General features: G+C 73.5%; 21 protein-coding genes. 15 read left to right on the plus strand and 6 right to left on the minus strand.

From position 1 onward, the window contains the following. Window positions 1–52 precede the first annotated feature (52 nt). The 5 genes from Tsedi_RS05765 to recQ are packed head-to-tail and all read left to right on the plus strand — an operon-like array spanning window position 53 to window position 5,097. Window positions 53–283: a cysteine-rich CWC family protein gene (locus Tsedi_RS05765; protein WP_143894552.1), complete on the plus strand. Its 231-nt coding sequence runs from the start codon at window positions 53–55 to the stop codon at window positions 281–283. Window positions 284–313: 30 nt separating this feature from the next. Further along, window positions 314–1,684, plus strand: coding sequence for a diguanylate cyclase (locus Tsedi_RS05770; protein WP_143894554.1), 1,371 nt, complete (start codon window positions 314–316; stop codon window positions 1,682–1,684). Window positions 1,685–1,724: 40 nt separating this feature from the next. Next, window positions 1,725–2,753: a porphobilinogen synthase gene (gene hemB / locus Tsedi_RS05775; protein WP_143894556.1), complete on the plus strand. Its 1,029-nt coding sequence runs from the start codon at window positions 1,725–1,727 to the stop codon at window positions 2,751–2,753. Between the two features lie 14 nt (window positions 2,754–2,767). Further along, on the plus strand, window positions 2,768–3,178 hold the full coding sequence (locus tag Tsedi_RS05780; protein WP_143894558.1) for a rhodanese-like domain-containing protein: 411 nt from the start codon (window positions 2,768–2,770) through the stop codon (window positions 3,176–3,178). Then, a complete protein-coding gene (gene recQ, locus Tsedi_RS05785) occupies window positions 3,175–5,097 on the plus strand; it encodes a DNA helicase RecQ (RefSeq protein ID WP_246099190.1) in 1,923 nt (640 codons plus the stop codon). Before Tsedi_RS05780 ends, recQ begins: the two co-directional genes overlap by 4 nt. A gap of 16 nt (window positions 5,098–5,113) precedes the next feature. On the opposite strand, the gene Tsedi_RS05790 is transcribed toward recQ, so the two are convergent. Continuing rightward, on the minus strand, window positions 5,114–6,013 hold the full coding sequence (locus Tsedi_RS05790) for a ChaN family lipoprotein (protein WP_143894560.1): 900 nt from the start codon (window positions 6,011–6,013) through the stop codon (window positions 5,114–5,116). An 81-nt stretch (window positions 6,014–6,094) separates the two neighbouring features. Between Tsedi_RS05790 and Tsedi_RS05795 the strand changes: the two genes are divergently transcribed. Beyond that, complete coding sequence (locus tag Tsedi_RS05795) at window positions 6,095–6,610, plus strand: Dps family protein (protein WP_143894562.1); 516 nt, start codon at window positions 6,095–6,097, stop codon at window positions 6,608–6,610. A gap of 175 nt (window positions 6,611–6,785) precedes the next feature. Further along, complete coding sequence (locus Tsedi_RS05800) at window positions 6,786–7,799, plus strand: cytochrome-c peroxidase (RefSeq protein WP_143894564.1); 1,014 nt, start codon at window positions 6,786–6,788, stop codon at window positions 7,797–7,799. Between the two features lie 52 nt (window positions 7,800–7,851). Here Tsedi_RS05800 and Tsedi_RS05805 read toward each other — a convergent pair whose 3' ends face one another. The 3 genes from Tsedi_RS05805 to Tsedi_RS05815 form a co-directional block, all read right to left on the minus strand. Continuing rightward, window positions 7,852–8,142 (minus strand): BTH_I0359 family protein, encoded by a 291-nt coding sequence (locus Tsedi_RS05805; RefSeq protein ID WP_143894566.1) that lies wholly within the window; start codon window positions 8,140–8,142, stop codon window positions 7,852–7,854. A 105-nt stretch (window positions 8,143–8,247) separates the two neighbouring features. Then, window positions 8,248–9,372 (minus strand): DUF3108 domain-containing protein, encoded by a 1,125-nt coding sequence (locus Tsedi_RS05810; RefSeq protein ID WP_143894567.1) that lies wholly within the window; start codon window positions 9,370–9,372, stop codon window positions 8,248–8,250. Continuing rightward, entirely contained in the window at window positions 9,321–9,701 is a 381-nt protein-coding gene (locus Tsedi_RS05815; protein WP_143894569.1) for a TraR/DksA family transcriptional regulator, read from the minus strand. Before Tsedi_RS05815 ends, Tsedi_RS05810 begins: the two co-directional genes overlap by 52 nt. Before the next feature lie 177 nt (window positions 9,702–9,878). On the opposite strand from Tsedi_RS05815, the gene Tsedi_RS05820 reads away from it, so the two are divergent. The 5 genes from Tsedi_RS05820 (at window position 9,879) to ftsH (ending at window position 15,017) form a co-directional block, all read left to right on the plus strand. Continuing rightward, complete coding sequence (locus Tsedi_RS05820; RefSeq protein ID WP_143894571.1) at window positions 9,879–10,478, plus strand: PhaM family polyhydroxyalkanoate granule multifunctional regulatory protein; 600 nt, start codon at window positions 9,879–9,881, stop codon at window positions 10,476–10,478. Then, window positions 10,475–11,740, plus strand: coding sequence for an FIST signal transduction protein (locus Tsedi_RS05825; protein WP_143894573.1), 1,266 nt, complete (start codon window positions 10,475–10,477; stop codon window positions 11,738–11,740). The genes Tsedi_RS05820 and Tsedi_RS05825 overlap by 4 nt, the downstream gene beginning before the upstream one ends. Window positions 11,741–11,798: 58 nt before the next feature. Beyond that, window positions 11,799–12,764 (plus strand): DnaJ C-terminal domain-containing protein, encoded by a 966-nt coding sequence (locus Tsedi_RS05830; protein ID WP_143894575.1) that lies wholly within the window; start codon window positions 11,799–11,801, stop codon window positions 12,762–12,764. Next, window positions 12,764–13,066, plus strand: a complete 303-nt coding sequence (locus Tsedi_RS05835; RefSeq protein WP_143894577.1) for a MerR family transcriptional regulator — start codon at window positions 12,764–12,766, stop codon at window positions 13,064–13,066. The genes Tsedi_RS05830 and Tsedi_RS05835 overlap by 1 nt, the downstream gene beginning before the upstream one ends. 97 nt (window positions 13,067–13,163) lie before the next feature. Then, window positions 13,164–15,017 carry an ATP-dependent zinc metalloprotease FtsH gene (ftsH, locus tag Tsedi_RS05840; RefSeq protein ID WP_143894579.1) on the plus strand — a complete coding sequence of 618 codons (1,854 nt, stop codon included), beginning with the start codon at window positions 13,164–13,166 and terminating at the stop codon, window positions 15,015–15,017. A 13-nt stretch (window positions 15,018–15,030) separates the two neighbouring features. Here the strand turns inward: ftsH and tgt are convergent, their stop codons facing one another. After that, window positions 15,031–16,215 carry a tRNA guanosine(34) transglycosylase Tgt gene (gene tgt / locus Tsedi_RS05845; RefSeq protein ID WP_143894581.1) on the minus strand — a complete coding sequence of 395 codons (1,185 nt, stop codon included), beginning with the start codon at window positions 16,213–16,215 and terminating at the stop codon, window positions 15,031–15,033. Window positions 16,216–16,287: 72 nt separating this feature from the next. On the opposite strand from tgt, the gene Tsedi_RS05850 reads away from it, so the two are divergent. After that, window positions 16,288–16,518, plus strand: a complete 231-nt coding sequence (locus tag Tsedi_RS05850) for an AbrB/MazE/SpoVT family DNA-binding domain-containing protein (protein ID WP_143894583.1) — start codon at window positions 16,288–16,290, stop codon at window positions 16,516–16,518. Next, complete coding sequence (locus Tsedi_RS05855; protein ID WP_143894585.1) at window positions 16,519–16,908, plus strand: type II toxin-antitoxin system VapC family toxin; 390 nt, start codon at window positions 16,519–16,521, stop codon at window positions 16,906–16,908. A 7-nt stretch (window positions 16,909–16,915) separates the two neighbouring features. Here Tsedi_RS05855 and queA read toward each other — a convergent pair whose 3' ends face one another. Then, a complete protein-coding gene (gene queA / locus Tsedi_RS05860; protein ID WP_143894587.1) occupies window positions 16,916–18,013 on the minus strand; it encodes a tRNA preQ1(34) S-adenosylmethionine ribosyltransferase-isomerase QueA in 1,098 nt (365 codons plus the stop codon). Between the two features lie 187 nt (window positions 18,014–18,200). Between queA and Tsedi_RS05865 the strand changes: the two genes are divergently transcribed. After that, window positions 18,201–19,271 carry a GGDEF domain-containing protein gene (locus tag Tsedi_RS05865; RefSeq protein WP_143894589.1) on the plus strand — a complete coding sequence of 357 codons (1,071 nt, stop codon included), beginning with the start codon at window positions 18,201–18,203 and terminating at the stop codon, window positions 19,269–19,271. The last annotated feature ends 41 nt before the right edge of the window (window positions 19,272–19,312 follow it).

A 19,312-nucleotide genomic window follows, 5' to 3' on the forward strand; every position in this document is an offset into this window, starting at 1 on the left:
GCGCGGCGGTCGTGCCGCCCGCCGGCCGGCTCCGCTCGCCCAGGGTGGACGCATGACGACCGCCGAGCGCGCCCCTGACCCGAGCCGCTGCCCGCTGTGCGGCGGTGACAACGCCTGCGCCATGGAGGCGCAGCGCCGCAGCGGCCAGCCGCAGCCGCCGTGCTGGTGCACGCGGGTGACGTTTGCGCCCGGGCTGCTGGCGCGCGTGCCGCCGGCGGCGCGCGGCCGCGCCTGCCTCTGCGCGCGCTGCGCCGCCCAGGGGGGGCAGCCGGGCGCGTGCTAGCATGAACGTCAAAGCCTCGTCCAGCGCCCGATGGTCGAAATCACCGCTCCCGCCTCGTCGCCCGCGCCCGTGCGCGTCGCGCTGATCGACGCCAACGTCGCGGCGCGCGCGGTGGTGCAGGGGCTGCTGCAGGCCGAGGGGGCGGAGGTGCACGTCTTCGGCCACGGCGAGGAGGCGCTGCAGGCGCTGGCCGGCGGCCTGCACGTCGACCTCGTGCTGGTCTCGCGCCATCTGCCCGACATGGGGGCGCTGGAGCTGCTGCGCCGCCTGCGCCAGGTCCCCTGCTGCGCGGTGCTCCCTGTCGTGCTGATCACCGGCGACGACGCCGAGCCGTTGCGCCTGGGCGCGCTGGAAGGCGGTTTCACCGAGGTGCTGGTGCGCGCCGCGCCAGATCAATTGGCGCCGCACCTGCGCGCGCTGCTGCGCCGCCAGGCCGACCTGCAGCGCGCGCGCATCCTGCTGGTGGAGGATTCGCCCGCCATGGCCGCGGCCACCGCCGAGGTGCTGGCGCCGCTGGGCATGGAGGTCGAGCACGTGCTGCAGGCGCAGCAGGCGCTGGAGCGGCTGGAGCAGCAGCCGTTCGATCTCGTCATCGTCGACGTCGTGCTGCCGGGGCCGCTGACCGGGCTGGGTCTGCTGTCGGCCATCCGCAGCCGGCGCGACGACCTCGCCGAGCTGCCGGTGCTGGCCTACACCGGCTTCGACGAGCGCGTGCGCCGTGTCGAGATGCTGCGCCGCGGCGCCAACGACTACGTCACCAAGCCGATCGACGCCGAGGAGCTGCGTGCGCGCGTCAGCAACCTCGTGCGCTACTGGCGGCTGCTGCAGCAGGTGCGCCATCAGCACGCGCTGCTGGCGCGCCAGGCCGTCACCGATGCCCTGACCGGCCTGCACAACCGCTACCTGCTCGACGAGCTGGGTCCGCGCCACGTGCGCCGCGCCTGGCGCGGCGGCGAGCCGCTGACGGCGATGATGCTGGACCTGGACCACTTCAAGGATGTCAACGACCAGCACGGCCACGACCGCGGCGACCAGGTGCTGCAGGAGCTGGCGCAGCGGCTGCGCGAGCACGTTCGCCCCGAGGACGTGCTGGTGCGTTACGGCGGCGAGGAATTCGCGCTGCTGTTGCCCCGGCTGGGCGCCGCCGCGGCCCAGGCGCATGCCGAGCGGCTGCGCCAGGCGGTGGCGCGGCAGCCGCTGGCCGGGCTGGCGCTGACGGCCAGCATCGGCGTGTGCGTGTGGCAGCCGGCGCCCACGCCCGGGGCCGCGGCCAGCGCCGAGGAGGCGGCCGCGGCGCTGCGTGGCCTGCTGGTGTGCGCCGACCGTTGCCTCTACCGCGCCAAGGGCGCCGGACGCGACCGCTGCGTGGTCGACGTCGTGCAGGCCGTGCCGCGAGCCTGAGGCGGGGGCGCGGCGCGCAGTGGCGTCACAATACGGGGCCATGAACGTGCCCAGTCCTTCCGCCGGCCACCCGGCCCCGTACCCGCTGTCGCGGCCCCGCCGCCTGCGCCGCGACGTCTTCACGCGCAACCTCGTGCGCGAGCACCATCTGACGGTGCACGACCTGATCTACCCGGTGTTCGTGCTCGACGGCCATGGCCGGCGCGAGCCGGTGGCCTCGATGCCCGGGGTGGAGCGCCTCAGTCTGGACCAGCTGCTGCCGGTGGCGCGCGAGTGCGCCGACCTCGGCATTCCGGTGCTGGCGCTGTTTCCGGTCATCGACCCGGCGCTCAAGACCCCCGACGGGCGCGAGGCGTGGAACCCCGATGGACTGATCCCGCGCGTGGTGGCCGAGCTCAAGGCCCGCGTGCCCGATCTGGGCGTCATGACCGACGTGGCGCTGGACCCCTACACCAGCCACGGGCAGGACGGGCTGCTGGACGAGACCGGCTACATCGTCAACGACGCGACGGTGGAGGTGCTGGTCAAGCAGGCGCTGGTGCAGGCCGCCGCTGGGGTGGACATCGTCGCGCCCAGCGACATGATGGACGGCCGCATCGGCGCCATCCGCCAGGCGCTGGAGGCGCGCGGCCATGTGCACACGCGCATCATGGCCTACAGCGCCAAGTACGCCAGCAGCTTCTACGGGCCGTTCCGGGACGCGGTCGGCAGCGCGGCCAACCTCGGCAAGGCCGACAAGAAGGTCTACCAGATGGACCCGGCCAATTCCGACGAGGCGCTGCGCGAGGTGGCGCTGGACCTGGCCGAAGGCGCCGACATGGTGATGGTCAAGCCCGGCATGCCGTACCTGGACGTGGTGCGCCGCGTCAAGGACGAGTTCAAGGTGCCCACCTTCGCCTACCAGGTCAGCGGCGAGTACGCGATGCTGAAGGCCGCCGCCGCCCAGGGCTGGCTGGACCACGACGCGGTGATGATGGAGAGCCTGCTGGCCTTCAAGCGCGCCGGCGCCGACGGGGTGCTGACCTACTTCGCGCTGGAGGCGGCGCGCAAGCTGGCGGCGCAGGGCTGAGGGTGGGGTGCGCGATGCGGCATCTGCAACCCAAGGAAGCGTGGGCCTGGCTGCAGGCGCAGCGCGGCCGGCCGCCGGAGGACCAGCCGCTGTTCGTCGACGTGCGCATGGAGATCGAGTCGCTCTACGTCGGCCGTCCGCCGGGCGTGGTCAACATCCCGTGGTACGAGTACCCGGACCTGACGCCGGACCCGCAAGCCTTCGCGCGCAAGGTGCTGCAGGAGGCCGGCCGGCTGGACCGCCCGGTGCTGCTGATCTGCCGCAGCGGCAAGCGCACGCTGGAGGCCGGCGCGGCGCTGGAGGCCGCGGGCTTCACCGACGTGGCCCACGTGGTGCACGGCTTCGAGGGCGAGCTGGACGAGCACTTTCACCGCTCCAGCCGCAACGGCTGGCGCTTCGAGGGGCTGCCCTGGGAACAGATGTGACGCTGACGCCCGCGCAGGCGCTCGCCGAAGGCCGCCGCGTGCTGGCCGAGGTGTTCGGCTACGCGGACTTCCGCGGCCAGCAGGCCGACATCGTCGCGCACGTGGCCGCCGGCGGCGACGCGCTGGTGCTGATGCCCACCGGCGGCGGCAAGTCGCTGTGCTACCAGATCCCGGCCATCGTGCGCCAGCGCGCGGGGCTGGGGGTGACGCTGGTGGTCTCGCCGCTGATCGCGCTGATGCACGACCAGGTCGGCGCGCTGCGCGAGGCCGGCGTCGAGGCGGCCTTTCTCAACTCCACCCTCGCGCCCGAGGAGGCCGCGGCGGTGGAGCAGCGGCTGATGCGCGGGGAACTGACGCTGCTGTACGCGGCGCCGGAGCGCATCGTCACGCCGCGCTTTCTGGCCCGGCTGCAGGCGCTGCATGCCGCCGGGCGGCTGGCGCTGCTGGCCATCGACGAGGCGCACTGCGTCAGCCAGTGGGGGCACGACTTTCGCCCGGAGTACCGGGAGCTCGCGGTGCTGGCCGAGCGCTGCCCGGGCGTGCCGCGCATCGCGCTGACCGCCACCGCCGACGCGCTGACGCGCGAGGACATCGTCACCCACCTGCGGCTGCAGGGCGCGCGCACGTTCGTGGCGAGCTTCGACCGCCCCAACATCCGCTACACCATCGTCGAGAAGGACCACGCGCTGCGCCAGCTGCTGCGCTTCGTGGCCGACGAGCACACGCTGCCGGACGGGCGGCACGAGGCCGGCATCGTCTACTGCGCCTCGCGCCGCAAGGTGGAGGAGGTGGCCGCGCGGCTGCAGGCCGCTGGGCTGCGCGCGCTCCCCTATCACGCCGGGCTGGACGCCGCCACGCGCCAGCGCCACCAGGACCGCTTCCTGCGCGAGGAGGGCCTCGTGATGGTGGCCACCATCGCCTTCGGCATGGGCATCGACAAGCCGGATGTGCGTTTCGTGGCGCACCTGGACCTGCCGAAGAACATCGAGGGCTACTACCAGGAGACCGGCCGCGCCGGCCGCGACGGCGAGCCGGCCAACGCCTGGATGGCCTACGGGCTGCAGGACGTGGTGCAGCAGCGCCGCCTGATCGACGACAGCGGCGCCGACGAGGCGTTCAAGCGCGTGCTGCGCGCCAAGCTGGAGGCGCTGCTGGCGCTGGCCGAATCCACCGGCTGCCGCCGCCAGCAGCTGCTGGCCTACTTCGGCGAGGCAAGTCCCCCGTGCGGCAACTGCGACAACTGCCTGCAGCCCCCGCAGACGTGGGACGCCACCGAGGCGGCCCGCAAGCTGCTGTCGTGCATCTACCGCCTGCAGCAAAGCGGCGCGGCCTTCGGCGCCGGGCATGTGATCGACGTGCTGCGCGGCCAGGCCACCGACAAGGTGCGCGCGCACGGGCACGAGCGGCTGTCCACCTGGGCCATCGGGCGCGAGCTGGACGAGGCGACCTGGCGGCGCGTGCTGCGGCAACTCGTGGCGCGCGGCGCGGTGCAGGTGGCCGGGGAGTTCCACACGTTGCACCTGACGCCGGCGGCGCGGCCGATCCTGCGCGGCGAGCAGCCGCTGCACCTGCGCGTGGTCGCCGAAGGCCGCCGCGCCGAGCGGGCGGCGCGGCCGGCGCGCGCGCTGGCCAGCGTCGAGCGGCTGCCGCTGCGCCAGCGCGAGGTGCTGGCGGCGCTGAAGCGCTGGCGCGCCGAGGTGGCGCGCGCGCACGACCTGCCGGCCTACGTGATCTTCCACGACGCGACCCTCGTGGCGCTGGCGCAGCGCCTGCCACAGTGCGACGACGACCTGGCCGGCATCCCGGGCCTGGGCGAGAAGAAGCGCGCCGCCTACGGCGCCGAGGTGCTGCGCGTCGTCGCGCAGGCGCTGCAGGCTGCCGGACCGGCGTCGCCCGAGCCGCTGGCGGCGTGGGCCTGACCGGGCGGTGCGGGCGTCAGCCGCGGCCGCGCAGCCCGGCGCAGTGATCGATCGGCGGGATGGCCGGCGTCAGCCACAGCGCATCGAACGCCGGGTCGGGTTCGGCCTGCGCGGCGTCGGTGGCGCGCAGCTCCACGCTGACGCAGGCGCGCGCGGCGGCGGCCCCGCCAAGACGAGCCAGGTGGTGCGGCACGCCGCGGTCGCGCCGCGCGTGCTGCGCGCCGGTCACCAGCAGCACCGTGCGGCCCGGGCTGCGCCGCTCCAGCAGCGTGGCGGCCATCGCGTCGTCGCGCGCCAGCTGGATGCGCGCCATCGCCGGCAGCTGCGCCGCCGGCAGCAGGCCGCAGTGGCCCTCGTCCAGCGCGCGGTGCAGCGCGGCGCGCTGCTCGGCGTCGGTCAGCGTGTCGTCCCAGGCGGCGTCGCGCATCACCTCGGCGTGCCGGCGCCGCGGCAGGTTGCCGCCGGCCACCGGCACGCCGGCGCGCACCGCCGCCATCACCACCGGGCCGTAGCGCCGCCACGGCCAGCCGGCCTCGTGCCAGGCCAGCGCCGCACGCGCCGCGGCCTCGTCGGCGTCGGGGGCCAGCGCCGCGGTGTCCGTGCCGCGCTCGGCCATCTCCAGCACCAGCGCGGCCAGCCGCCCCTGCCGCGCCAGCACTTGCACCGCGGCGGCCTGCAGCCACTGGTGGGCGTCGGCGTCGTGCTGCTCGCCCAGCAGCAGCCAGTCGGCCGCGCCCGGCAGCGCCGCCAGGCGCGCGCGTACCCAGGCCAGCCGCGCCTGCTCGTCGGCCACCACGGCGCGCGCGTCGTCGCCCTGCACGGGGCGGGTGGCCGCGCCCGCCCACGGGGCCAGCGCCGCCAGCGTGGCGACAGCCCCGTGGCGCAGCCAGCGCCGGCGTACCGGGTCGATCGTCATGCGCCCATTATCGGCGCGGCGCCGCTAAGATGGGCGTGACACCGGTTCCATACCCCAACTCTATCGAGGAGCTTGACGACCATGGCCAAGAAGAACGCCACCAAGACCACCAGCCGCGCCGCCACCCCGGTGGACATCGGCATCGCGCCGGCCCAGCGCGCCGCCATCGCGCAGGGGCTGGAGCGGCTGCTGGCCGACACCTTCACGCTGTACCTGACGACGCACAACTTCCACTGGAACGTCACCGGCCCGATGTTCAACAGCCTGCACGACATGTTCATGCAGCAGTACACCGAGCTGTGGAACGCCATCGACCCGATCGCCGAGCGCATCCGCGCGCTCGGGCACGTGGCGCCGGCCTCCTACGGGCAGTACGCGCGCCTGAGCTCGCTGCCGGATGCGCCGGCCGAGCCGCCGAAGGCGATGGAGATGGTGCGCATCCTGGCGCTGGGCCACGAGGCGGTGGCGCGCACCGCGCGCGGCCTGTTCCCGCTGGTGGACGAGGCGCACGACGAGCCGACCGCCGACCTGCTGACGCAGCGCCTGTCGGTGCACGAGCAGACGGCGTGGATGCTGCGCAGCCTGCTGGAGGAGTGAGCGAGGTGGGCGCGCCCGATAGGTACGAGCAATGATCGTAATTGTCGTTTTATATCGGGTGCGGGCGACTTTTTGACCGGGGTCAAGCGCGCCCAAAGACCATGAGTCCAGAATGGTCTTCGCCATTGCCGGATGGGCACCGGCTGGCGATCCGAAGACCAAGAAAGGACTCATCATGAACTCCCGCAAACGTCGTCTCGCCCGCGTGACCCTGGTGGCCGGCGCGGTGGCCGCCGCCGCGCTGGCCGTGGTGGCGCAGGAGCGCTCGTTCGACCACCTCTACGCCCCGATCCAGCCGCCCAAGTCGGTCGACCTCGGCAAGGTCGAGCTGGGCAAGAAGCTGTTCTTCGACCCGCGCCTGTCCAAGTCGGGCTTCATCTCGTGCAACTCGTGCCACAACCTGAGCATGGGCGGCTCGGACAACCTGAGCACCTCCATCGGGCACAAGTGGCAGAAAGGGCCGATCAACGCGCCGACGGTGCTGAACTCGGCGCTGAACCTGGCGCAGTTCTGGGACGGCCGTGCCGCCGACCTGAAGGAGCAGGCCGGCGGGCCGATCGCCAACCCCGGCGAGATGGCGTTCCAGCACACGCTGGCGGTGGACGTGCTGCAGTCGATCCCGGCCTACGCGCGCGAGTTCAAGCTGATCTACGGCAAGGACAAGATCGACATCGACATGGTGACGGACGCCATCGCCGAGTTCGAGAAGACGCTGGTGACGCCCAACTCGCGCTTCGACCAGTACCTGCTGGGCAAGAAGGACGCCCTGACCAAGGACGAGCTGGCCGGCTACAAGCTGTTCAACGAGAGCGGCTGCGTGGCCTGCCACAACGGCCCGAACCTCGGCGGCAACTCGTTCCAGAAGATGGGCATCGTCGAGCCGTACAAGGGCGCCGGCGACGGTCGCGCCGCGGTCACCGGCAAGGACGCCGACCGCTTCAGCTACAAGGTGCCGACGCTGCGCAACGTCGAGCTGACCTACCCGTACTTCCACGACGGCGCGGTCTGGACGCTGGCCGAGGCGGTGGACATCATGGGCCGGCTGCAGCTCGGCCGCAAGTTCACCGAGCAGGAAAACGCGCAGATCGTGGCGTTCCTGAAGACGCTCACCGGTGAGCAGCCGGTGTTCCAGCTGCCGATCCTGCCGCCGTCCACCGAGGCGACGCTGCGGCCGCGGCCGTTCGACTGAAACCTGGCGTGCCGCCGGCGCCCGGCCACCGTGGCCGGGCGTGCGGGCGGCGTCAGTGCACCACCACCGGCGTCTGCGCCAGCGTGGCGTAGCGCTCCAGCGCCTCCTCGACCTCTTCCTGCGTCGGGTGCTCGCGCTGCCAGGCCTCGATCTGGCGCTGGAACAGCTCGGCCCACGAACCGTCGAGGTAGACCTCCTTGCCGGAGCGCTTGTCCACGATCTCGAAGCCGTGGCGCGGCAGCACCGGCCCCGGGGTTTCGCCGCTGGCAGCGCTGGCCACCTCCTGCGCGTTGGCCAGGATGTGGACCACCGCAAAGCTGTCGGAGTTGTAGAGCATCTGCATGGCGTCACTGTCCTCGCATCGCGCTGGCCGCGCCAGCCGGCTGTCGCATGACCCTGCCGGCGGCCAGCCTTCCTTGGCCCGGATATCGGGCCGCGGGTGTCTTTTTCAAGGGGCCGGTTCCAGCCGGCCCTCCCGCAGCGTTTGATCGACCAGCTGGTCGTCGGTTTCGCGCAGGCGCACGCGCACCGGCAGCGGCCCCCAGCTGGCCGCAGCGTACCAGAGGGTGACGTCGGGGCCGCCGCCATGGCCGAGGCGGCGCAGCCGCACCGCCGTCACAGGCCCGGGCCCCATCGCCAGCGTCTCGTCACCCTCCACCTCGAAGGTCCACGGCTGCACACCGCCGAAACCTGCCACCGGCAGCGTCCAGCGCTGGCCTGGCTGGGCGCCGTCGCGCATCAGCAGGGCGCCCAGCTGCGCGAACAGGCTGAGCCGGTCCTGCGTGCCGGCTGCCACGGGCAGGGCGGGCTCGTCACCGTCGCGCCGCGCCTGGCCGCCGTCGTCCGACCACGTGAAGGTGAGCACGCGCTCGCGCCGCCCGCGGTCGGCGAAGCGCTGCGGGCGCAGGCCGGTGGCCAGGAGCTCGCCGCTGCTGTGCTGCGCGCGCTGCAGCCACAGGGCGCGCAGCGTCAGCTCGGTCTCGTAGCGTGCGGCGCTGGCGTGCCAGCGCAGCGTCGCCTCGGCGCGGTAGCCCACACCGCGCGCGCGTCCTTCGACGTCGTAGCGCAATTCGGCCAGCCGCGGCCAGACGAGCGCCCCGGGAGCAGCCGCGTCGCCGGCTCGGTCGTCCGCGGCGGCCTCGGCGGCGGCTGGCGCGGCCGGGGGGGCGGCGCGGGCCGCGAGGGCGAGCGGCTCATCCGCTTGGCCGCTTTCCCCTTGGTCCGGGGGAGTGGGGGGCGTGGTGGCGGCCTCGGCGGCGGCTGCCGCCGGCTCGGGCTCCACGGGAAGGGGGCCGGGTTCGGGGGCCACCGCGTGGGTCGGGGTGGCCGCCGCCGGGCGGCTGGCCGCCCCCCGGGGGCGCGGCGCCGGGACGGCGGATGCCGGCTGCACCGCCGGCGCGGCGGGCGCGACCGTGACCCAGCCGGGCAGCGGCCGGCTGCCCGCGGGGGACAGCGCGGAGGGGGGCGCGATGGCCAGCCAGGCCAGCACGGCCGCGTGCGCACCGGCCACCGCCAGCGCGATCACAACGACGGTGCGGCGGCGGGATGCTGGCGCTCGTAGCGTTGCTGGCATGCCAGGCAGCGCAGCGTCGTCGGCGCGGCGTGCAGGCGCGCGGCCGGGATCTCGGCGCCGCAGTCCACGCACAGACCGAAGGTGCCGTCGGCGATGCGGCGCAGCGCGGCGTCGATGTCGCGCAGCGCGGCGGTCTCGCGTTCGTCCAGCGCCTGCTCCAGGTCGCGCTCGCCGTCGAACTGGTTCCAGTCGCCGCTTTGCACTTCGTGCGGATCGGTGGCCGCCTCGGCGCGGCCGATCTTGCCGCCGCGGCGGGCGCGGATCTGGGCGATCAGCTCGCTGCGCATCTGCTGCAGCTGCTGGGCGTAGGTGTCGGAGATGTCGGTCATGGTCGCGCCATCCGGAAGGAAGAAAAACGAACGGTGGTCAGTGCGCGATTGTGCGGCCGAACGCGGCGCCTTCCAAGGCAGCCGGCGCGGCCGCCGGAGTCGGGCTTGATCCGGGTCAACGCCGACTGTGGCATGCTACGGGCGACGCCGATCCGGCGCCGTGCAGGAGAGACGCGGATGACCTCCTCCCCCGATTTCAGTGCCTGGCAGCAGGCGTGGGCGCCGTACGCGCGCTACCTTCCCGGCTTTGCCTACCTGCAGGGGCTGGCGGGCGGGGCGGCCCCATCCGGCGCGACCGGCGCCGCGCCGCCGTGGGCACAGTGGGTGGCGCCGGTGCTGGACATCGACGAGCTCGACCGCCGCATCCGCGACCTGCAGGCGGTGCATTTCTGGCTCGAGCAGAACGCGCGCGCGCTGCAGGCCACGATCCAGGCGCTGCAGGTGCAGCGCATGACGCTGGCGGCGCTGCGTTCGATGAACGTCGGGCTGCAGGAGATGGGGCAGGCGATGGCCGCCGGCCGCGCCGATGCGGCCGCCGACCCGCAGGCGGCCGCGGCGCCGGCGCCGGAGGAGGCGGCTGCGGCACCTCAGCCGGCGGTCGATCCGGTGCGCTGGTGGCGTGCCGTGACCGAGCAGTTCCAGACGATTGCGGCGCAGACGATGCAGGAGCTGGCGCAGGCCACCCCGCCCGCGGCGGCCGCCCCGGCCCCGGCGCAGACGCCCGCGCCCCCCGCCGGGGCGCCGACCAGGCCTGCGGCACGACGGACGCGGCGATGAGACGCTTCCTGCACGCGCACGCCGGCCATGCGGCCTGGGATCAGGCTGCCCGGCAGGTGCTGGCGCAGCTGCAGGCCCAGATGGCGCGGCAACCGGGTCGTGACTGGCCGCTGGGCCTGCTGTACGCGACCGACCACCATGCCGCCCATCTCCCCGAGCTGCTGGAACGGCTGGCCGGCGCACTGCCGCAGGTGACGGACTGGGCCGGTGCGGTCGGGGTGGCCATCGGCGCCGGCGCCACCGAATACTTCGACGAGCCGGGCCTGGCGGTGATGCTGTGCGACTTGGCGCCGCAGCGCTACCGGGTCTTCAATGGCGTGGCGCCGCTGCCGCCGGCGCAGGGGCCGGAGGGTTTCGTCGCCCAGACCGCGCTGGTGCATGCCGACCCCTCGGTGCCGGATCTGCCCGAGCTGATCGAGGAGCTGGCCGGGCGCACGCTGGGCCACTACGTGTTCGGCGGCCTGGTGGCCAGCCGGGCGGGTTCGCTGCAGATCGCGCGCAGCAGCCGTGGCGGCCTGGCGGGCCAGGGGCGGACGGCGGCGGAGGGGATCTTCCACGGCGGGCTCAGTGGCGTGGCCTTTGCACCCGACGTCGGTATCGTGGCGCGCGTCACGCAGGGGGTGCGGGCGGTCACGCCGCTGCGGCGCGTCACCGCCGCGCAGGGCCACCGCGTGGAGGCGCTGGACGGCCGGCCGGCGCTGGACGTGGTGCTGGAGGATCTGGGCCTGGCGGGGCGCGATCTGGCGGCGGTGGTGGCGCGGCTGCGCACGGTGCTGGTGGGCTGGGTGGTGCCCAGCCCCGCGCCGCCGCCGGCGGCGGCCGCGCCGGGGCGTGTGCCGCTGCGGCTGGGCGAAGATGTGCTGGTGCGTCATCTGGTGGGGCTGGATCCGGCGCAGCGCGCGCTGGTGGTGGCCGAGCCGCTGCCGGTGGGGGCCGGCTGGACGCTGTGCGAGCGCCATGCCCAGGCCGCGCGTGCCGACCTGCTGCGCATCGGTGCCGAGATCCGCGAGGCGCTGGCCGGCGAGGCCGACGAGCCGCTCGATCCGGCCAGTCGCGTCGCCGGGGCGATCTACATCAGCTGCAACGGCCGCGGCGGGCCGCACTTCGGCGCGCCGAGCGCGGAGTGGCAGCTGCTTCGCCAGGCGCTGGGGGACGTGCCAGCGATCGGATTTTTTGCAGCGGGCGAGATTGCGCACCACCGCCTTTATGGCTACACCGGCGTGCTGACGGTGTTCGTATCCGACGGGGCCGGATCGGGTTGAAAGGGCGCCCGCCGGGCCCCATTTGCACAGGCGGTGTCATTGGCAGGAAAGGACCGCGGTGGAGTTCAAGGACTATTACGCGGTGCTGGGCGTGGCGCGCGACGCCAGCGCCGACGAGATCAAGAAGGCGTACCGCAAGCTGGCGCGCAAGTACCACCCGGACGTCAGCAAGGAGCCGGATGCGGCGCAGCGCATGAGCGAGGTCAACGAGGCCTACGCGGTGCTGTCCGATCCCGACAAGCGCGCCGCCTACGACCGGCTGGCGCAGGGGCGTCGGGCCGGGCAGGCGTTCACGCCGCCGCCGGATTGGGATGCCGGCTTCGAGTTCCACGGCGCGCCGGAGGGGATGGACGCGGCCGAGTTCAGCGATTTCTTCAGTGAGCTGTTCGGCCGCATGGCCGGCGCCCGTGCCGCCGCGCGCGGCCCGCGCCGCGGCGCGCCGCTGCGCGGCGAAGATCACCACGCCAAGGTGGTGCTGGATCTGGAGGACGCCTGGCGCGGCGGCACGAAGACGCTGTCGCTGCAGGTGCCGCAGCTCGACGAGCGCGGGCACCTGGCGCTGCGCACGCGCACGCTGGAGGTCAGGATCCCGGCCGGGGTGCGCGCCGGGCAGATGATCCGCCTAGCCGGCCAGGGCGGCCCCGGCGAGCCGCCCGGTGACCTCTATCTGGAGGTGGTGATCCGGCCGCACCCGCGCTTCCGGCTGGAGGGCAAGACGCTGATCGCCGAGCTGCCGCTGGCGCCCTGGGAGGCGGCCCTGGGCGCGGTGGTGCCGGTGGAGCTGCCGGACGGCGGCACGCTGAAGGTGCGCGTGCCGGCCGGCAGCCAGAGCGGGCAAACCCTGACCGTGCGCGGCAAGGGGCTGCCGGCGCGCGAGCCGGGTGACCTGGAGCTGCAGCTGCGCGTGATCCTGCCCAGCGCCTACGACCCGCGCGCCAAGGCGCTGTACGAGCGCATGGCCGCCGAACTGACCGACTTCGACGCGCGCAAGGTGGCCGCCGCCGAGGCTGAAAGGAGCCGCTGATGGAGCTGGAAGTGGTGCGGGTGGAAGTGAGCCTGGAGACCCCGGGACTGGATGCGGCGGCGCTGTGCCGGGCCGCCGGCGTGGCACCGCAGTGGTGGCAGCGTGCGCGGCAGGAGGGGCGCATCACCGCCGAGGGTGACGATTTCGACGCCACCGTGCTGCGGCGGGTGCGCAGGCTGGCGTGGCTGCAGCGCCATTTCGACGCCGACCCGGAGCTGGCCGCCCTGGTGGTCGATCTGGAGGAAGAGATCGAGCGGCTGCGCGCGCGCCTGCGCCGGCTGGGTGAGCCGTCGTGCGGCTGACGCCGCCGCGGCGATGCAGGTGGCGGGCCAGCCGGTCCGCCGGGACGAAGGGTCGACGATGGCGCGCCCGCGCGCGGCGCGCGAGGAGGAACGGGCGATGAAGCCGGACGCAAGGACGTCGTGGAACGTCGGCTACTGGATGCTGGCGCTGCTGTTGCTGCTGTGGATGCAGAACCTGTGGCAGACCGCGCGCACGGTGGAGCCGGTGCCGTACAGCGCCTTCGAGCAGGCGCTGGCCGACGGCAAGGTGGCCGAGGTGATCGTCGGCGAGACGACCCTGACCGGCCGGCTGAAGAACCCGGAGCCGGGCGGCAAGACGGTGATCGTGGCCAACCGCGTCGAGCCGGATCTGGCCGAGCGGCTCGGTCGCTACGAGGTGCCCTACACGCGCGTGGTGGAGAACACCTGGCTGCGCGACATCCTGTCGTGGGTCGTGCCGGCGCTGGTGTTCTTCGCGCTGTGGTTCTTCGTCGTGCGCAAGGCGCTGGAGCGCCAGGGCATGGGCGGCTTCATGAGCATCGGCAAGAGCCGCGCCAAGATCTACGTCGAGCAGGACACCGGCGTGACGTTCGCCGACGTGGCCGGCGTCGACGAGGCCAAGGCCGAGCTGCAGGAGATCGTCGCCTTCCTGAAGGATCCGCAGGGCTACGGGCGGCTGGGCGCGCGCGCGCCCAAGGGCGTGCTGCTGGTGGGGCCGCCCGGCACCGGCAAGACGCTGCTGGCCAAGGCGGTGGCCGGCGAGGCCGGCGTGCCGTTCTTCAGCATCAGCGGCAGCGAATTCGTCGAGATGTTCGTCGGTGTCGGCGCGGCGCGCGTGCGTGACCTCTTCGAGCAGGCGCGCGCCAAGGCGCCGGCCATCATCTTCATCGACGAGCTCGACGCGCTGGGCCGCGCGCGCGGCGCCGGCGGCCCCATCGGCGGCCACGACGAGCGCGAGCAGACCCTCAACCAGCTGCTGGTGGAGCTGGACGGCTTCGACAGCGGCACCGGGCTGGTGCTGCTGGCGGCCACCAACCGGCCCGAGATCCTCGACCCGGCGCTGCTGCGCGCCGGCCGCTTCGACCGCCAGGTGCTGGTCGACCGTCCGGACAAGGCCGGGCGCGTGCAGATCCTGCGCGTGCACGCGCGCAAGATCAAACTGGCCGCCGACGTCGATCTGGAGCAGATCGCGGCGCTGACGCCGGGCTTTTCGGGCGCGGATCTGGCCAACCTGTGCAACGAGGCGGCGCTGGCGGCCACGCGCCGCGGGGCCGAGGCGGTGGCGCTGCAGGACTTCACCGCCGCCATCGAGCGCATCGTCGCCGGGCTGGAGAAGAAAAACCGGCTGCTCAACCCGCGCGAGCGCGAGATCGTCGCCTACCACGAGATGGGGCACGCGCTGGTGGCGCTGGCGCTGCCGGGCAGCGACCCGGTGCACAAGGTCTCGATCATCCCGCGCGGCATCGGGGCGCTGGGCTACACCATCCAGCGCCCCACCGAAGACCGCTACCTGATGACGCGCGAGGAGCTGGAGCGCAAGATCATGGTGCTGCTGGGCGGGCGCGCGGCGGAAAAGCTCGTCTTCGGGCACCTGTCCACCGGCGCGGCGGACGACATCGCCAAGGTCACCGACATCGCGCGCGACATGGTGATGCGCTACGGCATGGAGGAGTCGCTCGGCTACATCGCCTACGAGGCGCAGCGCCCGACGTTCCTCGACGTGCCGGGGCTGGCCGCCGGCGGCTGCCCGCGCAGCCCCGAGACGCAGGCGCGCATCGACGAGGCGGTGCGCCGCATCGTGATGGAGGCGTTCGAGCGCGCCACGGCGATCCTGCAGCGCCACCGCGCGGTGCTGGAGCGCTGCGCGCAGGCGCTGCTGCAGCGCGAGACGCTGGACGAGGCGCAGCTGGCGGAGTTGACCGCCGAGGTGCGCGCCGAGGCGCAGGCTGCCGCCGCAGCGGCGCCGGCGTGACGCGCGGCCGGGCTCACACCCCCGCGGCGCGCTCGGCGGCGAAGCGCTGGCGGAAGGCCGCGAACGTGCCGGCCTCCAGCGCCGCGCGGATCTCGCGCATCAGGTTCAGGTAGTAGTGCAGGTTGTGGATCGTGGCCAGCATCGGCCCGAGCATCTCGCCGCAGCGGTCCAGGTGGTGCAGGTAGGCGCGCGCGAAGCCCTCGCGACCGCCGTCGTTCCAGCTCACGCCGCTGGTGCCCGCGCAGGCGTAGCAGGTGCAGCTCGGGTCGATCGGGCGCGGGTCGGTCTTGTGGCGCGCGTTGCGGATCTTGAGGTCGCCATAGCGCGTGAAGCAGGTGCCGTTGCGCGCGTTGCGCGTCGGCATCACGCAGTCGAACATGTCCACGCCGCAGGCCACGCCCTCCACCAGATCCTCCGGCGTGCCCACGCCCATCAGGTAGCGCGGCTTGTGCGCCGGCAGGCGGTGCGGCGTGTGCGCCAGGATGCGGCGCATGTCCTCCTTCGGCTCGCCGACGCTCACCCCCCCGACGGCGTAGCCGGGCAGGTCCAGCTCCACCAGCGCCTCCAGCGACTCCTGCCGCAGGTGTTCGAACATGCCGCCCTGCACGATGCCGAACAGCGCGTTGCGGTTGCCCAGCCGCTCGAACTCGGCCTTGCTGCGCCGCGCCCAGCGCAGGCTCAGCTCCATGCTGGCGCGCGCCTCGGCCTCGGTGGTGACGTGGCCGCTTTGCTGGTCGCCCTGCCAGTAGGGCGTGCACTCGTCCAGCTGCATCACGATGTCGCTGTCGAGCGCCGTCTGGATCTGGATGCTGACCTCGGGCGAGAGAAACAGCCTGTCGCCGTTGACCGGCGAGGCGAAGTGCACGCCCTCTTCGGTGATCTTGCGCATCGCGCCCAGCGACCAGACCTGAAAGCCGCCGGAGTCGGTCAGGATCGGCCGCGGCCACTGCTCGAAGCGGTGCAGCCCGCCGAAGGCGCGGATCACCTCCAGCCCCGGCCGCAGCCACAGGTGGAAGGTGTTGCCGAGGATGATCTGCGCGCCCATCTCCAGCAGGCTGCGCGGCGTGACCCCCTTGACCGTGCCGTAGGTGCCCACCGGCATGAAGATCGGTGTCTCCACCACGCCGTGCGTCAGCGTCAGGCGGCCGCGGCGGGCGTGGCTGGTCGGGTCGGTGGCCAGCAGTTCGAAGCTCAGCATGGACGCCATTGTACGGGGGCGGATGCTTTACCATAGAATTCGCTTTACATCGTCATCGGTAAAGGAGTCGCCATGGAAGTCGTCGAGGCCGTCGTGTCCAGCAAGGGGCAGGTCACGCTGCCCGCCGCGATGCGGGCCAAGCTCGGCATCCGGCCTGGCTCCTACATCCGGTTCGAGCTGCGCGGCCAGGAGCTCGTGATCCGGCCCGAGACGCCGATGAGCGCCTACTACGGCATGCTCAAGGGCTACGACCTCGGCGATGACCTGGAGCCGCCGAAGGAGCCCGACCGGGAGTTCGACTGAATGAACGTCGTCGACTCCTCCGGCTGGATCGAGTTCTTTCGTGCCGGTCCCAACGGGCCCGTGTTCAAGCCGGTCATCGAGGACCGCCGTCACCTGCTGGTCCCGTGCATCGCGCTGTACGAGGTGCACCGCGTGCTGGCGCGGCACCTGCCGCAGGAGCTGGTGGCGCGCTGCCTGGACGTGATGCGGCTGGGCCGCGTGCTGGACCTGACCGATGCGCGCGCGGTGGCGGCCGCGCGCGTGGCGCAGCGGCACCGGCTGGCGATGGCCGACGCCATCATGCTGGCGATGGCGCAGGAGTTCGGCGCCACGCTGTGGACGCAGGGCGCCGACTACGCCGGCCTGCCCGGCGTGCGCTATTTGCCCAGGCCGGGCGCGGCGGCGGGCTGAAGCCGCCTCAGGCGGCCGGCGTGCCGCAACAGCCCGCGCGCGCCAGCAGCATCGCGTCGCCGTAGCTGAAGAAGCGGTAGCGCCGCTCGACCGCGTGGCGGTACAGCGCCATGACATGCTCGTAGCCGGCGAACGCCGACACCAGCATCAGCAGCGTGCTGCGCGGCAGGTGGAAGTTGGTGACCATCAGGTCCACCACGCGGAAGTCGAAGCCCGGCGTGATGAAGAGGTCGGTGTCGCCCTCGGTGGCACCGCTGCGCGCCCAGCTCTCCAGCGTGCGCACGGTGGTGGTGCCCACCGCCAGCACGCGCCCGCCGGCGCGGCGCGTGCGCTCCAGCGCCGCCAGCGTCTCAGGCGGGATCCGATACCACTCGCGGTGCATGCGGTGGGCGCGGATGTCCTCGCCCTTGACGGGCTGGAAGGTGCCGGCCCCCACGTGCAGCGTGACGCTGGCGCGCCGCACGCCGCGCGCCTCCAGCGCCGCCAGCACCGCCTCGTCGAAGTGCAGTGCCGCGGTCGGCGCGGCCACCGCACCGGGATTTCGGGCAAAGACCGTCTGGTAGCGCTGCTCGTCCTCGGCGGTGTCGGGGTGCTCGATGTAGGGCGGCAGCGGCACGTGGCCGTGGCGCTCCATCAGGGCGTAGGGGTCGTCGGAAAAGCGCAGCCGGAACAGCGGCCCGTCGGCCTCGGGCCAGCGGCCCAGCAGCGTGGCGGTGAAGGCGGGCTGCCCGTCGGCCTGCGGCGCCATGCGCAGCACGGTGCCGGGGGCGGGCTTCTTGCTCACCTTCATGTGCGCCACCACCTCGCCGTCGGCCAGCACCCGCTCCACCAGCAGCTCCAGCCGCCCGCCGGTGGGCTTCTCGCCGTACAGGCGCGCCTTGATCACCCGCGTGTCGTTGAAGACCAGCAGGTCGCCCGGCTCGAGCAACCCCGGCAGCTCGCGGAAGATGCGGTCCGCCGGCGGCCAGCCGCGGCCGTCGAGCAGGCGCGCGGCGCTGCGCTCGGGCGCCGGGTGCTGGGCGATCAGCTCCGGCGGGAGGTGGAAGTCGAAGTCGCTGGTGGTCCAGGTGCGCCCCGGTGCGGCGGCGGGGGGAGGGGTCGTCATGTCGCTCGAGGGCCGGACGGGCCCGTGCCAAGTCAGCAAGGACGTGATTGTCGCAGGTGCGCCGATGGCGCCGCGCCCAGGCCGCGCCTTTCTAGGGTTTTCCCGCGGCCATCGGGTCAAGGCAGGGCAAGGCCGCGCGCACTGGGCTACGATCACCGAGAACGAACGTTCGTCAGGGAGCTGACCGATGCACCACCCGCTGCGACCTCCACCCACCCCCCACGCCGCCCCGGCCGCGAACGCGAACGCCACCGGCTGGGCGGCGCTGTGGGGGCGCGTGCGCGCCGACTACACGCTCGGGGTGCTGGTGCTGGGCGTGCTGGTGGCGGTGGTGTGGCTGCTGCCGTTTGCGGTCTACCGCGCCTGGCAGGGCAACTGGGTGGCGATGGCCAACGACCTGGTGCTGTCGGTGCTGCTCAGCGCGGCGGCCGGCTACGCTTGGCGCACCGGCGACACGCGCGCCCCGGGCTGGGTGGTGGCGCTGGCCATCGTCGGGGGTATCTGGGCCATTGGCGTAGCGGCGCGCTTCGCGGCGCTGTTCTGGACCTACCCCGGCGTGCTGATGCTGTTTTTCCTGGTGCCGCCGCGCGCCGCCATGCTGCTCGGCGCGCTGGCGGTGGCCGGCGCGGCCGGGCTGTCGTGGAGCGAGCTGGGCGGCAGCGAGGGCCTGCCGTTCTTCGTCTTCACCGCGCTGCTGACGGCGCTGCTGGGCTACGTGGTGGCGCAACAGGCGCAGCGCCACATCGCCGCCTGGCGCACGCTGAGCCTGCTGGATGCGCTGACGGGCGTGGGCAACCGCCGGCTGCTGGAACTGGAGCTGGCGCAGGCTGCCCGCGGCGCCAGCGTGGGCGCACTGGTGGTGGTCGATCTGGACCATTTCAAGGCGATCAACGACCGCCTCGGCCACGATGGCGGCGATGCGGTGCTGCGCCAGTTCGCCAGCGTGGCGCAGGCGGTGCTGCGCAAGACCGACCGGCTCTACCGGCTCGGTGGCGAGGAGTTCGTGCTGTGGCTGCCGCACGGCGAGCGGGGGGCGGTGCAGGCGCTGCTGGAGCGGCTGCGCGTCGCGGTGACCGAGCGCGTGCGCGCCGGCGAGGTGCCGGTGACGTTTTCGGCCGGGGTGGCGCTGCACGTCGCCGGCGAGCCGTGGGCGGCGTGCCTGGCGCGGGCCGACGCGGCGCTGTACCGCGCCAAGCGCGCCGGACGCGACCGCATCGAGTGGCCGGCGGCCGACGCGGGCGTGCCGGCGCGCACCTGAGGCCGGGCGCGCCCCCGGGGCCGACCCCTGGGTGCTAGCAT

Origin of the sequence: Tepidimonas sediminis (assembly GCF_007556605.1) — a bacterium.
Taxonomy (GTDB): Bacteria; Pseudomonadota; Gammaproteobacteria; order Burkholderiales; family Burkholderiaceae_C; genus Tepidimonas; species Tepidimonas sediminis.

Coding starts and splice junctions, on each gene's coding strand:
- Tsedi_RS05765 (WP_143894552.1), top strand. CDS start 53: ATGACGACCGCCGAGCGCGCCCCTGACCCGAGCCGCTGCCCGCTGTGC.
- Tsedi_RS05770 (WP_143894554.1), top strand. CDS start 314: ATGGTCGAAATCACCGCTCCCGCCTCGTCGCCCGCGCCCGTGCGCGTC.
- hemB (WP_143894556.1), top strand. CDS start 1,725: ATGAACGTGCCCAGTCCTTCCGCCGGCCACCCGGCCCCGTACCCGCTG.
- Tsedi_RS05780 (WP_143894558.1), top strand. CDS start 2,768: ATGCGGCATCTGCAACCCAAGGAAGCGTGGGCCTGGCTGCAGGCGCAG.
- Tsedi_RS05790 (WP_143894560.1), bottom strand. CDS start 6,013: ATGACGATCGACCCGGTACGCCGGCGCTGGCTGCGCCACGGGGCTGTC.
- Tsedi_RS05795 (WP_143894562.1), top strand. CDS start 6,095: ATGGCCAAGAAGAACGCCACCAAGACCACCAGCCGCGCCGCCACCCCG.
- Tsedi_RS05800 (WP_143894564.1), top strand. CDS start 6,786: ATGAACTCCCGCAAACGTCGTCTCGCCCGCGTGACCCTGGTGGCCGGC.
- Tsedi_RS05805 (WP_143894566.1), bottom strand. CDS start 8,142: ATGCAGATGCTCTACAACTCCGACAGCTTTGCGGTGGTCCACATCCTG.
- Tsedi_RS05810 (WP_143894567.1), bottom strand. CDS start 9,372: ATGCCAGCAACGCTACGAGCGCCAGCATCCCGCCGCCGCACCGTCGTT.
- Tsedi_RS05815 (WP_143894569.1), bottom strand. CDS start 9,701: ATGACCGACATCTCCGACACCTACGCCCAGCAGCTGCAGCAGATGCGC.
- Tsedi_RS05820 (WP_143894571.1), top strand. CDS start 9,879: ATGACCTCCTCCCCCGATTTCAGTGCCTGGCAGCAGGCGTGGGCGCCG.
- Tsedi_RS05825 (WP_143894573.1), top strand. CDS start 10,475: ATGAGACGCTTCCTGCACGCGCACGCCGGCCATGCGGCCTGGGATCAG.
- Tsedi_RS05835 (WP_143894577.1), top strand. CDS start 12,764: ATGGAGCTGGAAGTGGTGCGGGTGGAAGTGAGCCTGGAGACCCCGGGA.
- ftsH (WP_143894579.1), top strand. CDS start 13,164: ATGAAGCCGGACGCAAGGACGTCGTGGAACGTCGGCTACTGGATGCTG.
- tgt (WP_143894581.1), bottom strand. CDS start 16,215: ATGCTGAGCTTCGAACTGCTGGCCACCGACCCGACCAGCCACGCCCGC.
- Tsedi_RS05850 (WP_143894583.1), top strand. CDS start 16,288: ATGGAAGTCGTCGAGGCCGTCGTGTCCAGCAAGGGGCAGGTCACGCTG.
- Tsedi_RS05855 (WP_143894585.1), top strand. CDS start 16,519: ATGAACGTCGTCGACTCCTCCGGCTGGATCGAGTTCTTTCGTGCCGGT.
- queA (WP_143894587.1), bottom strand. CDS start 18,013: ATGACGACCCCTCCCCCCGCCGCCGCACCGGGGCGCACCTGGACCACC.
- Tsedi_RS05865 (WP_143894589.1), top strand. CDS start 18,201: ATGCACCACCCGCTGCGACCTCCACCCACCCCCCACGCCGCCCCGGCC.